General features: G+C 33.8%; 15 protein-coding genes. All 15 read right to left on the reverse strand.

The features are described from left to right. Positions 1 to 11 precede the first annotated feature (11 nt). The 15 genes from H8S00_RS12850 to cps2T all read right to left on the reverse strand — a co-directional run bounded on the left by H8S00_RS12850 (position 12) and on the right by cps2T (position 16,368). Positions 12 to 518, reverse strand: a complete 507-nt coding sequence (locus H8S00_RS12850) for a fumarate hydratase C-terminal domain-containing protein (protein ID WP_118589582.1) — start codon at positions 516 to 518, stop codon at positions 12 to 14. After that, a complete protein-coding gene (locus H8S00_RS12855; protein WP_118589583.1) occupies positions 515 to 1,489 on the reverse strand; it encodes an acyltransferase in 975 nt (324 codons plus the stop codon). The genes H8S00_RS12850 and H8S00_RS12855 overlap by 4 nt, the downstream gene beginning before the upstream one ends. Then, the gene (locus H8S00_RS12860; RefSeq protein WP_118589584.1) at positions 1,490 to 2,629 is read right to left on the reverse strand and encodes an HpcH/HpaI aldolase/citrate lyase family protein; all 1,140 of its coding nucleotides are present in this window, start codon (positions 2,627 to 2,629) and stop codon (positions 1,490 to 1,492) included. Next, positions 2,607 to 3,869: an ATP-grasp domain-containing protein gene (locus tag H8S00_RS12865; protein WP_186840680.1), complete on the reverse strand. Its 1,263-nt coding sequence runs from the start codon at positions 3,867 to 3,869 to the stop codon at positions 2,607 to 2,609. Before H8S00_RS12865 ends, H8S00_RS12860 begins: the two co-directional genes overlap by 23 nt. 2 nt (positions 3,870 to 3,871) lie before the next feature. Then, the gene (locus H8S00_RS12870; RefSeq protein WP_021952346.1) at positions 3,872 to 4,765 is read right to left on the reverse strand and encodes a hypothetical protein; all 894 of its coding nucleotides are present in this window, start codon (positions 4,763 to 4,765) and stop codon (positions 3,872 to 3,874) included. 10 nt (positions 4,766 to 4,775) lie between these two features. Continuing rightward, positions 4,776 to 6,071 carry an MmgE/PrpD family protein gene (locus H8S00_RS12875; RefSeq protein ID WP_118589586.1) on the reverse strand — a complete coding sequence of 432 codons (1,296 nt, stop codon included), beginning with the start codon at positions 6,069 to 6,071 and terminating at the stop codon, positions 4,776 to 4,778. A gap of 10 nt (positions 6,072 to 6,081) precedes the next feature. Beyond that, the gene (locus H8S00_RS12880; protein WP_186840681.1) at positions 6,082 to 7,047 is read right to left on the reverse strand and encodes a 2-hydroxyacid dehydrogenase; all 966 of its coding nucleotides are present in this window, start codon (positions 7,045 to 7,047) and stop codon (positions 6,082 to 6,084) included. A gap of 15 nt (positions 7,048 to 7,062) precedes the next feature. Then, positions 7,063 to 8,331, reverse strand: coding sequence for an O-antigen ligase family protein (locus H8S00_RS12885; RefSeq protein ID WP_118589588.1), 1,269 nt, complete (start codon positions 8,329 to 8,331; stop codon positions 7,063 to 7,065). A gap of 77 nt (positions 8,332 to 8,408) precedes the next feature. Continuing rightward, the gene (locus H8S00_RS12890) at positions 8,409 to 9,296 is read right to left on the reverse strand and encodes a glycosyltransferase (protein ID WP_186840682.1); all 888 of its coding nucleotides are present in this window, start codon (positions 9,294 to 9,296) and stop codon (positions 8,409 to 8,411) included. Further along, positions 9,293 to 10,447: a glycosyltransferase gene (locus tag H8S00_RS12895; protein WP_186840683.1), complete on the reverse strand. Its 1,155-nt coding sequence runs from the start codon at positions 10,445 to 10,447 to the stop codon at positions 9,293 to 9,295. The genes H8S00_RS12890 and H8S00_RS12895 overlap by 4 nt, the downstream gene beginning before the upstream one ends. 11 nt (positions 10,448 to 10,458) lie before the next feature. Next, entirely contained in the window at positions 10,459 to 11,799 is a 1,341-nt protein-coding gene (locus H8S00_RS12900) for a glycosyltransferase (RefSeq protein ID WP_186840684.1), read from the reverse strand. A 1-nt stretch (position 11,800) separates the two neighbouring features. Beyond that, positions 11,801 to 12,925 carry a hypothetical protein gene (locus H8S00_RS12905; RefSeq protein ID WP_186840685.1) on the reverse strand — a complete coding sequence of 375 codons (1,125 nt, stop codon included), beginning with the start codon at positions 12,923 to 12,925 and terminating at the stop codon, positions 11,801 to 11,803. Between the two features lie 10 nt (positions 12,926 to 12,935). Next, positions 12,936 to 14,297, reverse strand: a complete 1,362-nt coding sequence (locus H8S00_RS12910; protein WP_186840686.1) for a hypothetical protein — start codon at positions 14,295 to 14,297, stop codon at positions 12,936 to 12,938. A 9-nt stretch (positions 14,298 to 14,306) separates the two neighbouring features. Continuing rightward, entirely contained in the window at positions 14,307 to 15,101 is a 795-nt protein-coding gene (locus H8S00_RS12915; RefSeq protein WP_186840687.1) for a glycosyltransferase family 32 protein, read from the reverse strand. A 43-nt stretch (positions 15,102 to 15,144) separates the two neighbouring features. Continuing rightward, positions 15,145 to 16,368, reverse strand: coding sequence for a beta 1-4 rhamnosyltransferase Cps2T (gene cps2T, locus H8S00_RS12920; RefSeq protein ID WP_243169600.1), 1,224 nt, complete (start codon positions 16,366 to 16,368; stop codon positions 15,145 to 15,147). Between the last annotated feature and the right edge of the window lie 11 nt (positions 16,369 to 16,379).

Below are 16,379 nucleotides of genomic sequence, written 5' to 3' on the forward strand. Positions count from 1 at the left end.
CAATATGTCTCCTAATAAATACTTTGATTATGAGCTGCTGCTATTATCATAGGATAATCCTTTACCTCTAATTCATAAAACGCCTCCATTCCCAACTCTGGAAATGCAACAAGCTTTTGAGATATGGTATTTTCCCCCAACAATGCTGTCACTGGTGGTATAACGGCATATACCGAATTGTTCCTGTCTAAAGAGTCTATGGTTTTCTTACTAATCTGACCTTTGCCTAGGTGTATCTTTACTCCCGCTTCTGATAATGCAGGTATGCTGCTTTCTATTTCTAATTTATTACTGGATGTAGGGCCCACTCCTGCCAGACTTACCGCAGTATGAAAAATTATGCTTCCCTTTAATTTATTTCTTATATCTTCGGCATCACTACCCTCAAGCATTTTGCATATCTTCGGCAGTACCGCATCACGTCCACAAAAAATTTTGCCCGAAACTAACAGCATATCTCCTGTGTTCAAATTATGAATAGTATCATCTGAAATAGGTGTTTTAACTTTCTTTATCATTGTTCTATTATCTTCTTTCTCTCAAAAACAATCTTATTACAATACCATGCCAGCACCAGCGTAATTATAATAACCATAACCGGCAGGCTGTAGCTAAATACAACACTTCCCTTAATGTTTATCTTTTCACTTAATATGACAAGCATCTTCCACACAAAAGGATGTAATATATATACAAACATTGAGCACTTCTTACCAATTTCCTGCATAACTCCTTTGTGTTTCTCACTGTTATTAATACCATATATGAATATTGCCATTACCTGAACAAATGTAGATATATTAATTCCAAAATCCCGTCCCATAACTGCTCTTTCTAAAAAGCACATTAACGTAGAAGCTACTATAACAGTAATTATAGCCTTATTGCTGAAATTAAATTTGTTTTCTTCCTTATGGATCCATTCCCCCAACATAAATAACGGGAAACCTTCTATTAAGAAATTCCGATACAGAAAATTCGGCATGTCCTTACCCAACATATGCATTCCCTGTGCAAAAAAAATATAGATAGCTATAAATACAATAATGGTGCAATATGCTAATTTATATAAATTCTTTTTTTGGATAATATAATATAGCAGGTAAACATATATTAGTGCAAAAAGAAACCACAATTGTCCAACAATTACTACCGGTCTGTTAAACAAAATCCACAAAACAATGTCCCTTTTACTTACCGGATTAATGTTTTGTCCCAATGCCCATTGTACCAAAGCAAAAATCAGATAGAAAACCGATGCATATATTGTCATTTTTGCTATTCTTTTTACTTTTCTCTTTGAGCTTTCCGTAGACGTATTGTAACTGTAATATCCTGATATCATAAAAAAGAACGGAACGCAAAATCTTGATATTGCCTGTACGGCAGTTCCAAAAACTCCCGGAAATTCACAATGCATAAACACCACAAATATACATGCAATACATTTAAGATAATCAAAACAATAATTGTATTTTTTTTGTGCCATTTACTTTTCCTTTCCAAACAATTCAAAATAGCTTTGCTCGTTTTCTACTACACCATAGGCTTTCGCTCTCATAACAATTTTTTCAGCCCATCTATGATGAGGTCCCACCTCATTCATTCCTTTGCTTCCCTTTAAGACACCGCCTTTTGCTTCTAATATCTGGCAGGCATCTAAATACTCATCCTTCGTTACCGCAAGCATTCCATTGATGTATGGAAGATGTGTAGGATGTATACATGTCTTTCCCATAAATCCATTTGCCTGATCAAGGAGAAGTTCTCTCAAAAGCCCATCCACGGCATTGTTCACCAAAGTCGTCCTTTTAAGCAATGTATCCTGAAGACTTACTTCCGGTAATTCCTTAAACTTCATATCTTTGTTTGCTCTAAAATACTCCCATACCGGTCCTGAAACCGTATAGTCATTAAACCTTGTAAATACATTTAAAATATCCATAAGGCAGTCCCTTACAGTCATGATGTCATATATTGTATAGTCAATTCCTCTTCTAAGGCCAAAGCATGAAGAAAAATCCGTTCCTCCTACACGAACATTTAGTATTAGTTCCTTGTATTCATCCATAATTTTCTTTACAGCCATAAGTTCATCCATTCTGGTTTCCTTAAAAGCCACACGACTGTCTTCAATTATTGGCATTCCGTATATTATTTCTCCAAACTTTTCATTTAAATATTTTAAATGTTCCAGATACTGCTTTCCGTTAATGCTGTTATATTTAGGAAAGTTGAACCCTGCTATAACCTTGATATGCTCCGGCTTTAGCATTGAACTAAAATGCTTGAATTGCTCAACCGAGCGCACTCTGAAAAATATCAAAGGTATATCCTTATATGTAAGTTCACCATTTTCCATTTTTTCACTAATCACATCTAACAGATGTATGGAATTTTCCTCTGCCTGTGGAACCTTTGACTCCTCACATGCATCTTCAAAGCACATCACCATAGTGGTAAGTCCCGGATGTTTCCTGTCTATAATGGCCTGAGCAAAATCCTTTGTTCCCGGCATATACATCGTTGCTCCCAAACAATATTTAAGCATTGAAATATCTGTGTATTTATTAAATTCTTCCGGTTCTTTATAAAATTTAAAATCTTTATTGTATAGCTGATGTCTCATCTAAATTACCTAAAAACAAATCCTTTCTCATTATGCAATTTCCATCAATGTCAATTACATCAATTCTGTCTATGGCAGTTTTGATTTTTTTATACATTTCTTCTTTAGTTATTCCCTTTACAAGAAATGCAGCCACCCTTCCTGCACTTGCCCTGTCACTTCCTATTTCCATTCCTTTTGTCTTATGATAAAACACACCTTCAATAACCCCTTCATTTATAAGTTCGTCAACGCCTGTTAAATGATCAAATATTCCCGGTAACCCATATATAAGATTTACCGAATAGAAGCACCCATCATCTGACAAATATAATTTCACCTTTTTTTCTTCATATGAATCAATTGTGGCACCAATTATATCAAATCCTGTTTTTTGCAAAATTGTATAATAGCTTATACCTCCTCCCACACGTGGTGCAAATTCTATAACATCTATATCATCACCATTTATTAAAAACTGCACATGAAGAGCAGTATTATCTAATCCAAAAGCCTTTGCTATTTTATCAGCTACTACTTCTATTTTCTCATATGCTTTTTTTGAAATATTTGGTGGCGTAACTGTTGCATAACACTTTAGGACTTTTTTCTCCCCTTCAATTACACTCATACGTTGAGATATCATTACAACCCTGGCGTTTCCATTTTCAACAAAACAATAAGCACTTACTTCTATTCCCGTAAAAAATTCTTCTACTATTACGCTTTTTGTCCTGCTAACATTTTTTGCCTCTTCAAAATATACGGATAATTCCTTTATGTCATTCGCCTTTTTTACCCCTGAAGCAGCACATGCATCTGCCGGTTTTACAATTACAGGATATCTTAATTCTAAATTCTCAATGTTTTGATTTTGCTCTAAATATACGTATTTAGTTGTTGGTATTCCTTCCTTTACCATGATTTTTTTCATATAACCCTTATTGGTAATTTTGTGCGCCAAATCATATGTATAAGGTTTTGTGAGGCCCAACTTTTCAGCAACATAACACGCCGTAATATTTGCCTGATCCACACAGGCGCTTATTACAAGGTCTACTTTATTTTCAGCAGCAATTTTTAAAACTGTTTCCTGATCCATTGTGCTTTCCTGTATATGAACATCTGCATATTTCTTAGCAGGTGGATTTTCAAGGTAATCAACTAAAATCACATAATAATTTCTTTTCTGTAACTGTTTTATTAACTCTATATGGGGATTTGTCCCCCCAAGAACAATTGCCTTTTTTTGTTGTATCATAGCTATCTTATACTTCCTTTCGGTGACTGTATTGCCTCAGGATAATATGCATCTATAACTCTCTTAACTAATGACACCTGTTTTGCCCTCTGCTTTGCATCTGCTTCTGAGCTGTCCCAGCTATGTGTTTTTGCCACAGAGCCACCTGTCTTTAAGTAAATAGGTGCTGCAATTCTTATCATTTCAGGCACTTCGTAATGTCTTATAAAGCCTCCTGTTGACTTAGGATTTTCAGTATGAATATCAATAGGTATGTCTATTGCCTGACGCATTGCTGCAAGCATCTGTAACTGGATATCTCTTACAGGGTTAATTGAGTTAGCTCCAATGGATTCAAGTAACTTAGCTGAGCATGGATTTCCGTGTCCTGCATGGGCTGAAATCTTAAAATGGCAATCTGCCGGTATTTCTCCTGCTTTTCTCATTTCATTGAGAAGCCATAAGCATCCTTCATCATATACTAAAAATGAACGGCATCCAAATGCTGCTGCTCTTTTTACATCTTCAACAGCTCTTACAATCTGCTCCTGACCCCGAAGCCTATACCCCATTCTTACACCTTCCGGAGTATTTACGGAAGCGCTTGTATCTGTTGTGGCTCTTGGTCCTATTGCTAAAATCAAATCCGTTCCGTAATCCTTAGCCAGTTTTACCATTTCCATTATTTCATTATCTGTTAACATCATAATGCCCTTTGTCTGGGTTACTCTGTGTAAGCTTATCTGATATTTATCCATTTCATCCAGTAATGCTTCCATTACCTTAGGACTTTGTATTCCCGGTACCTCAAAACGGTACTGTCCTCCATCATGGAATCTTTTCTCAGATGTAGGAAGGTCATAAGCATCCCCTTCCGGCATTCCTATTGACTTCAAAAATTCTCTGGTTTCCTTCATAACTTTTCTCCTATCTTTCCAATTTATTTAAAATAACATTTCCTTTATCTTCTTTGCCACACCACTTCATCATATAGTTAAACTTGTCAATTATTTCCCTGTGGCTCATAGGATTTTCCGGATCACCCTTTGCGTACTTTATCTCTTTGCAAAATCTTTCTCCATTTTTCATGACAACTTCCACTTTAGAAATTCTCTTATTTGATGTCTCTTTTGTATACTCCTCATTCTCAAAAACATTTACCTTATTGGTAAGCTCTAAAATATCACCATTTTGTATATTGTTTTCTTCAAACGCCGTTATATCGCTTTTTCCTAAAATTATTGAACTTGCCACGCTGTAGGGTATACTTAATTTTGCAGAGCTTTTTCCCTGTATTTCTTTGTGATCATGCCCTAAAATTGCCAATTTATATGTATAAACATTTATTTCTTTAATGTCTTTAGTGTTTTTTATTCCATTTCTTAGCCTAAGTGCTGCTTCTATTGCCGTGTGGCAATGTCTGCATGCTGCATACGGTTTTACGTATATTCTCCCTATTTCAAAATAATCGGTTTCTTTAAAGCAATCTAAATTAATATCTTTTCCCAGTAAACGAAAAACCCCTCTTTTGCCTCCAAGTATATCATCGGGACCTGAAATGGAGGCTTTTCCCATTTCTGCTGCCATAAGCCCTGACATAGCTGCATGGCCTAAATTATATGGTTTCAACAGAGAGCTGTTTTCCTGTATTTCCAACGCTCCTGCTGCACCGGTTGCCGCTGCCGATATGGTTGATTTCAGCTGTTCCCTGTTATATCCCATAGCCACAGCCACTGCTACTGCCGCACCTAATGTTCCACATGTTCCCGATGTATGAAAGCCTCTTTTTTTATGTTCCGGCTGCATTGCAATGGAGCATCTTACTGCCATTTCGTATCCCATTATTATTGCCTTTAGGAAATTTTTATAATCTATATTTTCCTTTTGTATCATTGCAACTAAAGGTGAAATAACTGCTGCTCCTAAATGAATCATTCCAAAACGGCTTCCATCATCTAATTCCATGGTGTGGGCATTATATCCATTGAAAAATGCTGCCCTTAACATATCTGTGGATACATCCGTGCCACAAATGTTAATGTCACCGGACGCTCTTTTTTGTCCACATACTTTTTCTATTGTATCTATATTTTCCTTTGCTCCTGCATAAGTCACTCCAAGATAATCAATGAGGCAGTATTTTGACTTTAAATATACCTCATCAGATATGTCGTTATTGGATTTTTTAATGATATAATCCAGCATCAAATCAGTAACGTTCATTTGTAAGCTCCTAAAATATATATCTGCTATTCTCTATTTCCTGTAACTGTCCCTTATCAAACATTTCAATGTTCCTCATTGCATCATGCATCATTTGGTAAAAGCTGTCATATGTAACTCCTCCTATATGAGGTGTTGTTATAACTTTTTTAAGTTGTAGCAGTTCATTATTTTCAACAGGCTCCCTCTCATAGACATCTATTCCTACACCTGCTATTTTCCCGCTTTTTATTCCATTAACAAGAGCAATCTCGTCAATCAATCCGCCCCTTGCGGTATTTATAAGTATAACACCATTTTTCATTTTGTTGACAGCCCTGTTATCAATTATGTGTTTAGTCTCCGTTGTTAACGGGCAGTGAAGTGAAATAATATCCGATTTTTCAATTATCTCTTTAATGGTACAATACGTTATTCCCAATCTTACTTCATCTTCCTCTTTCATTTGCAGAACATCATTATACAAAGCTTTGGCACCGAATACCTTAAGCATTTCTGCCACTTTTCTACCTATTGCCCCCATTCCGATAAGTCCCACTGTTTTCCCACTAAGCTCGTATGTGCAAACTCCCTGTGCCTGTTTTTTCCAAATCCCATTTTTAGTATTTTCATTAATCTCCACTAAATTTCTAAGTGTTGCCAGCATGAGAAGTATCGTATGTTCAGCAACACTTTGAGCATTCACGCCCTTGTTTACATAAAGTGGAATGTTGTTTTTCTTAATATAATCCAAATCTATTGTATCAAGGCCCACTCCGGTCCTCTGTATCATTTTTATATCAACCGCATTTCCAAGCACTTTTCTGTTAATTCTTAATCTTCCGCTGACTAACAAATAATCTGCATATTTAACCTTATCTTCAAGCTCCTGTTGTGAAACGCTTTCTAACATTTCCAGTTCAAATCCGTCAGGCACTACACTTTTTATAATTTCTGCGGGTTTACCGTCATAATGATTTGTAAGTAAAATTTTCAAAGTTTTCTCCTTTAATTAATAAACTCCATTTTTCTTAAATGCTCTTATTTCTGCATTTATCCATCCGATCATTATTCCCCAGGCAATCCACGTCCTGAATCCAAAATTTCCATTTACAATATAACTCATGATCATCATTCCTACCGTTATCATAGCCATTACAATAGTTTCTCTCTTAAGATAATAATTTTTCACCTTAAAAAACGGTATAATATTTGAAATATAAAGCCATATTAGAGAAAATGTGCCTAGCAATCCTCCTTTGATAAGCAACGTATAATACGCATTGTGCAGAAGCGCTATCGACTTACCTCTATGCATATCCTCCGTAAATTCACTTGGAATATATTTGACCTGTATATAAGTCCCAAGGCCTTCCCCTAATATCTTCTGCCATACCGGTGCTTTTTCCCATTGTATTTTTGCCTGCTCTATCTCAAATCCACGCCAGTGCTGAATAGCCTTCATATATCCATCATAATCTTCGTCACTACTTATTTCATTAAAGCTGACAGTCATTTTATCATTAAATTCATCTTGTATGTTTTGTGGCAGAGCCAGATATAGCAGAAAGCTTATTATGACCAATATTGCTACTGATATTGACAGCTTTACCAATCTGCCGGCTCTGTTTTTACCAATAAGTACATTAAAAATCAGCATTGCAACGATCATGGCGAACATAGATACTATCTGTGCTCTTCCCATTGATAATATAACGTTTAATAACATAAGAGCTGCCGCTACCCAATCAATTGTGTTGGTAAAAATCACCCTGTTCATTACAAGTTTGTCTGCTAACAGTATACATAATATAAATGCTACTTCGTATACTTCCCTACTTGATATCTCACGAATTGAATGCATATCTGTTATCTGTGTTATGTTTAAAATTACTCTTCCTACAGAAAATATAGCCATACCCAATCCCGCTATATATAGAGTTTTCTTTACGTCCTTTGTCTTTTTCAAATAATAGCACTGATATCCTATCATAATTATTACCAATGTCTGCGCTACATAGAACACATCTTTTACAATATCTCTTACATCATTGCTAAGTCCCCCGATATATGCAGATATTACTATCATAGCCACAAACAAGAGCATCCCCTTCACCCGCGGCAGGTGAAAAGCAATTTTTCCGTTTTTAAATATCATCGTCATCATCCATATTACATCGAGTATAAATGCAAGCTGATAGTTTTCAGTATAAAATCTCACCATAAATATTATAAGTAACGGCCACATTATATCATTTTTCCATTTAATTCTTATAATCATACTTATTCCTCTTTTTTGTAAATATATATCGCCTCTTATTTGGCACCAATTCGTCTAATATATCTCTAATAACTTTCTTATTTTCTATGAGATAACAATTTACTTAATAGCAGATAATTCATCTTTCCCAACCTATATGTAACTGTGTGTATAATTTTTTTTATTTTTCCAGCTTTAAGATATTTATCCAGATACAGACATCTGCTCTCATATGCCAAATCTAATCTTTTTCCCGTAGATTTAATACTTTTTGATATACTTACTGAATGATGATGTAAAAAATTATGATTATTTAATACATAACTGACATATCCCTTGCTTTTTAGCTTAAATGCCAATATATTTTCTTCACCGTATAGAAAAGTTCCTTCATCAAACATACCTACATCCAAAAAGGTTTCTGCCTTCACGGCAAAAAAAGCCCCGCTTACAACATCAACCCTGCTTTCATTCTGTTGAAAATAATTTCTGTCATAATACACGCCTTTTATTTTTAGTAGTTTCCTGAGCACTATCATGTTTTCCCACAAACAGTCTGCATATGTAGGTAATTTCCATGCGGGACATATTTTAGCCTGTGTGGTAGTAACCATACTTCCTGTTACCACCCCTATTTTAATATTTTTCTGTTCTTTATTTTCAAAAAATCCCAGTATTGAATTAATCGCTTCTGCATCAAACTCCACATCCGGGTTTGAAACAAACACATACTTTGGCGAATATTTGTCCATGGCATATTTAATTCCAAAATTGTTTCCATATGCATATCCACCGTTTTTTTCCGTCTTAATGACATCTGTTTTTTCACTTTCAAATGCACGCAGCTTCTCAAAGGAATTGTCCGTAGAGCAATTATCCACTACAATTAATTTATCGATACTTTCAATATGTACTGCATTATTCAAAAACTTTTCTATTGTATTGTAATCATTATAGTTTAAAACTACTAATACATTTTCTATCATCTGTCAACTCCCGATACCGGCTGCCCGAATATCCTGTCCATTTTCTTTTTGTAACAGTCGTAAGAATAATTTTCATCATACTGTACAATAGCATTTTTCTGCATTTCGAATATTTCATCTGCACTTAATTTGCATATTTCGTCTGCCACCTGATTTATTATACCATGATTATAATTTATTCCAATATTCTTTTCCCTTACCATGTTCCACGTATCACTTTTACAGCAATTAATTAAAGCTAATCCGTTAGACATGTACTCCATACTCTTATAAGATAATGCAATTGCCACATTTTCCTTAAATCCATTGAAGCCGAAATGACATTTTTTCATTACTTCTTCCTTAACAGCATCATCATATATACGTCCCATAAAATTATACTTTATTTTCTTATCCTTTAATTCATTTAAAAGCCATTCTTTTCTCGGACCTTCTCCAATAATAAATAACTCAACATCCTTCTTTTCTTTTATTATGGACAGCATTTTTACCAACCCTTCAAAATCATAGTTTCCTGTTAATGCTCCCAAATAAAGAATATTTAATTTGTCGTTAGGTACAACTTCTGTCCGCTCTACCTTTTTATTGCTCTTACACAAAGGCACTACTTTCTTTTTTTCATCCTCTTTTATCCCCAACAATTCAAAATAATATTTACATGATCCGATAAAACAGTCACATTTTTTCATTGCATAATTTCTCATATGCGACCACCACCAAAATCCTAAAACATTAGCCACTCTTTTAACATTTTTATTAAATGGAATTGTCTCCGGATACAAATCATAAATATCCGATACCAAATATGTATTTTTTAGTTTTTTAGACAAAACATATGCCGTTGAATTAGGTGGTCCCACAACATATACAACATCTGCTGTACGCGTTTTCAACAATTTTACCACGTCAAAAGCAAATTTCACCGCTGAAATCATTCTTGTTAAAGACATATTCTTTTTGTATGGAATAACTTCTATTTCCCTGACGCCCTCAAGATTATATCTAACCTTTTTCTTGGAATTATGGTCATAATTTCCACATAATGCCTCTACATCATATCCCTTTTCCTTAAAATAATTGTAAACTGTATAGCAACGGTCAGTATCCCGTAAATTTAAATAATATGAAACAATTAATACTTTTTTATTCATTTCCTTCACCTTTATCTGTATATACCATTAATTATATCCTGCACATGCCCACTAATTAAAGGTACTTCAAACATATTTAGTACATTATTTTTCATTTTTCCTATCTTTTCCGGATTATTTAAAAGTTCCCTTAATTCTTTTTTTATCATTTCAAGGTCATAATCACATATAATTCCGTTTTTTCCGGGACATACTAAATCCTTTGCCCCAACTTTATCTGTAACCATTACCGGCACTCCGTAACTTAATGCCTCTAAAACCGTAAAGCCATAAGATACATCACGTAATGCTACAACCAAATCTGCCTCATTCATCACCTTATCAAGCTCCTCGTACTTAAATGAAGGCTTATTATTAATATATGGTGCCATATTTTCACCGCCATTATAGACAGTTAGCTGAAAGTTTCTTATTCCTTCCTGATACAACTGATTTAATGCTTCCTTAAGGACATAAAAGCCTTTATATTCCGCAATTGGTCCTAAATAAGATATTTTTACAACATTATTTTCTATTGTTTTTGTGTACTTCTTTTTATTATCTTTAATTTCCCCGTGAGTTATATTACACACGATTCCTTTGTCAACATTTATATAATTTCTAAAAACATCCCTCATGTATGTGCTGTTAAAGTGAATGGTGGATATTTTTTCAAAATACCTGATATATCCTTCTCTTAATTTCCGGTAATTTTCACTATAAATCTTATCCTCTTTTTGTAACTCCTTTAATCCGCTTTCATTTACAAAAATTTTGTTCTTTTTGTATTTTCTTAGAACTCCAAGTATTTTAGTATTTTTTATGTTTCTGTATAACGGACTTTGTAAAAGTTTCATTTTTTTAATAGACAAAGCATTTTCACAGCAGGTATAGCATCCTTTACATTCAAAATTTTTCTCACATATTTCATTATTAAAAAACAGTGTTGTTTTAGGACATATTCCAAAAAAATCATGAGTCGTATAAACGGTTTTTATTTTTAATTTATTTGCTGTTTCTAAGAAGCCAATGTGCATTCCCATTAAAGTATGAATGTGTATTACATCAGGCTTTTCCCTATTTAAAAATTCTTCATATACCTTTGTGTCTACATTTTTTTGAAATCCGTCAAAATCTCTGATTCCGTATATCTGTGGCAAATATTCAGGATTTTCAAGTTCAAAACTTTTTATTCCCTGAAAGGCTTTACCCTGTTTAATTTTTATTGACGAACCATTTAAAACCCGGCCCGGCCAAAGCATTCCCACATCATGTCCCTGCCTTACCTGTTCTGTAGCAATATCTATTGCATATTTTGTCAGTCCACCTCTTGCATATGGTGGGAATCCTAGTGAATAATGTAATATCTTCAATTTAATCCTCTTCTTGCAATAACTTTTTTATTAACTCTATTCTAAACTTTAACTGACCTTTTCTTGTATCTGTGTTTTTGTCATCCCTCTTCAGATAAAAGACTATAATATAAAGCAAATATGATACAAACAGCATGTTAGGTGTATTACAGTAATTATACAGTTTACTCTTGTATTTTTTATACACCCTAAAAGTTTCCTGTATGTTCATATCGTTAAACATTATACTTTTCTGACAAATATAATGAAAAAAATCAAAAAACGGTGTTGCTGTTTTTATACAATATTCAAAGTCAAAGGCATACACCTCTTTATTCTTTATGCATGTATTCTTTGGTGTAAAATCCCCATGGGCGAAACTATAATAAAAATCACTGTTTTTTAAAAAACTTTCTGTTTTTCTTATAGCATACATAATACTGTCTTCTTCACCAAATAAAGTTTCTTCTTTCGCACAATGTTTTAAAAACATAACCGGTTCATACATATCACTGTTTTCAAAACTAATTTTCACTTTAGTTTTTTCGTACATATCAGCAATAAATCTCCAGTGTTTATCCAAAAACCGGTAGCAGCTTCTGTTATCTTCTGCAACATTTTCCTGTATAAAAATATCCCAACTGCCTTTTTTTGCAATTCCAATGCCTGCGGGTATATTTCTCACATTTTTTTCCTTTAAAAATTTCAGGGCAGTTAATTCTTTTTCAAATGAATCTTTAACTGTTTTTTCTTCTGATATTTTCATGTAGAAAAAAGTTTTATCTTTGTTAAATACCTGTATGACAGCCTTGTGGTTTTGAACAGATTCCTTCAGGTTCCCATAATATACGGAACATTCATATTTATCTTTGCAATATTTTTCTATTATGTCTTTGATTCCGTCATTTATCTTAAGGTACTTAGGCGTACACTTGCATATTTTTCTTGCAGGTATCACGTCCCTTAAGACCGGGAAAAAAATCTTTACCAATTTTGCCTTAAAATTAGATGCCTGAAGTATTCCAAAACCGTATTTCATGTTTTTTTCGGGAATAATCCATGTTTTATTTCCATTATCTATTAAATAGTATTTTTCGCCATAAACATCTTCAGAAAATATTTCAGCATATAATTTATTCTGTGCCATTGCAGCTCCTCTAATATTCCAAACAATTATCAAACACAATTTTCAACATTCCATTACTTATTGTATCAACATCATCTTCTGCATTTAGATAATATATTTTTTTGTAATATTTTTTCAACCTTTCATATTCCGCTGACTGTCTGTTAATTTCTTCAATGGTCAATTCCTTTTTTCTATTGTGTATAACCTGTGGTCTTGCCTTTAACACAAATGTAACTTTAGGTTTCGGCGTTAATGCCACAAAAAATCGTCTGACGCAGTATGGAAGGTTAATTTTGCTTCGTTTCGGATCTACAATCAGGTCGTAGCTATATCTGTCAAAAACTGAATATCTGTCATAATGTACATCTCTTCGTACTTTTTTTCTCCATCCGACTATATAATCAAAAGAATAGTAACATATTCTAATAAATGAACCTTTAGGCTTTGCCTGTTCTAATTTTTTCCTTTCCTGTGCATAATCTTCTTCTAAATTCTGTTCCTCTTTTTTCTTTCCGAAAACATCCTTTAAATTAGGAATTATTCCCGGTCTGAAATGATACAGATTGCACTTATTTTCACATATATAATAATAATTTATTTTTTCTATAACTTTATCAATAACTGTGGATTTTCCCGTACCATCCGGTGCAATAACACAAAATGTTCTGGAAAACTTTCTATAGCGAAAAAGTATTCTATGTATTTTTTCCAGCACAAATTCCATTCTGCCTGCTAAAACCTTAACAGGCTTTTTCTTAGTTAAAGAAAATATTATATTTTTGCTTATTTTTCTATATTCCTTAAATAGTACATCGATTCTGTCTTCCTTTATTGCTTTCTCAATATGTCTGCCGTAGCTTCCCCACATCCTGTGTGACATTTCTTCTAAAAAAAATTCTTTCTCATTTCTTATAAGATTAATTATTTTTTTAGAATATTCTTCTTTCAGTTGCAGTTTTTTCTGACCTGTCACCTTCATTATATATAGCCAAAATGTCTCGTATTGGGGTTGCAGCACCGTAAGATTATTGTAGCTTATTGTGTTTTTATATAGTCTGCTAAAATCCTCTAATTCAATCCCCTTTATGCTTAAACCTTCTATTATATCTATGTGTATTGCCGTCTTTTGTTTCAGACTCATTCCATGACAACATATCATTGCCCCTGTCCTAAACTCGTCGTAATATTCCAACCCGGCACCATTCATTATTCGTTTTAACAATGTATGTGCCTGTTTAATTTTTTCCGGCTCAATTACTATATCCACATCTTTTGATTGATTATCAAAAGGCAATCCCTGATAATTTCTCAAAATAAAGTAGCGTATATTGTTGTCATTTAATTTTTTAACATATTCTACCAGTATTTCACCGCACTTTCGGTTCCACATATACTTCTCCTACTTTAATATGTTTCTAATTTTTATTTCTATCTTCCTTGTTGCCTTACTTCCAAAAATTGAAATCAATACTTTTTTTGCCTTTTGTAATAATGGTCTGAAAAAGGATATCCATATTTTGCTGTTGCCACGTTTTTTCTCTCTTGCACTCATCCAACTGTTATCACAATAATGAATAGCTACTGTCTGCTCTGTAGTTCTAAACACCCCTTCTCCTAACTTTTTAGGGTAAAAATATTCCCTTGGATATATGTCTATGCCTGACACCTTTTGTTTCCCCCCACCTAACACAAGTCCCTCTTCCACCATAATTTCAGTAAGAAGTGACACATTTGCCACGGTATCCATAGCTCCATTTTTTGAAAGAAACGGATTATTTTCATAATAATCCAGCATTTTTTTTGCAATTATACTGTGTTTCTTTAGACTTATAACTGCGGTTCCTAAATACTTTCTTCTTTCAAACCCCATAAATTCTTTTCCTGCCTCAATATCACTAAACTTCTTCAAAAATTCTACATCAAGGTCAAGATATATTCCTCCATACTCATATAAAACCTTCATTCTGACATAGTCACTAACAAAAGCATATTTTCCTTTGTCATACGCCTGCGCAGCATAATCACAGCTGTAAATATCAAAATTATCCTCTGTCCACACTATAAATTGGTATCCGGGAAAGAATTTCTTATTATTTTCCAAAAAGTCCACGTACCTTTGTGGCATTTTTTCTTTTCCAAACCAACAAAAATGAACTATTTTACCATTTTCAATCATATGATTCATTCTTTTCATTTCAAAAAGACCAGAATGTAATTCTGGTCTGTTCTATATCCTATTATTTTCTAAACAACTTCTGATATTTTTCAGTTATGTATTCCCAGTTGTAAAAATTATCAATTCGTTTTTTAGCTTTGTTACCTATAGTCTCTATCTCATTTTCACTCATATTATCTGTTTTGTCTATTAAAGCTGCCAAATCCCCGTCATCTAAACTCCAATATTTAGCTCCGTCTTCTGCCACTTCCCTGTTAAATATAACATCAAATAAGAGGTTTACATCTGTAAGACCTAATGCCTCAAGAAGACTTGGATTTGTTCCACCAACAGAATGTCCGTGAATGTATGCAAAGGCATTTTCCCTTATTTTCTTTAATAATGGCTGGTCATAAACCGTGCCTACAAACTTAATTCGCCTGTCCTTATTAAAACCTGTACTTTTCAGGAGTCCATCGTAGAAAACATTATTTTGATAATCCGTTACAATCACCAAATCTTTCTTCGTTTTCGACTTCATAAACTCCCTTATAATTGCCTCAAAGTTGTTTTCCGGCACAAACCGTCCCACAACCACATAGTAGTTTTTAAACTTTACGTTAAACCTTGAAAACCACTCCTTTACCTTGCTGTCATCATCTGCCAAAGTTGACTTAGATGTTTCTGCACCGTAGGCGATAAATGTGGTTTTTGGATTATACTTTTTGTAATCTTCCTTTATGTAATTTTCAATGCCTATGCTGTCGCAAATAAGCAAATCAGCATTTTTAACCATAAGACGCTCTGATATTTTCCAGTATTTTCTAACGGGAGCACTCCATTTGGCACGCTTCCACTCATGTCCATCCGGGTTTACATAAAGTTGTCCTCCAAGTTCATGTATCTCCCTTTTAAACTTTCCAATAAAAGGCCCTATCCTGCATGCAAGCACATAAATAACAGGCTCCTTAAGATTATATTTTTTGATATAGTCAATACTGTATTTTATAGCATCAACATCATAAAATATAGCTTTTTGAGGTCCGCCCATGCGCTGTTTTATATCAAAACAATGTGCACCGTTATACTCATATTCAGTATTATTTTCATCATATTCACTATCATCTAATATCCTTGAAACATGATACTGAATACTCTTATCTTTGGTATATTCCGTTAATTTATCTACGAAGGTTTCAAATCCGCCATATCTGGTAGGAATACCTTTACATCCCACAATAAATATATGTCTTTTGGATGTGTCTGTAAAATTACTATTCATTACAGCTCCCATTCTCTTATTCATAATTTAATATT

Origin of the sequence: Eubacterium segne (assembly GCF_014287775.1) — a bacterium.
Taxonomy (GTDB): domain Bacteria; phylum Bacillota; class Clostridia; order Lachnospirales; family Lachnospiraceae; genus Eubacterium_G; species Eubacterium_G segne.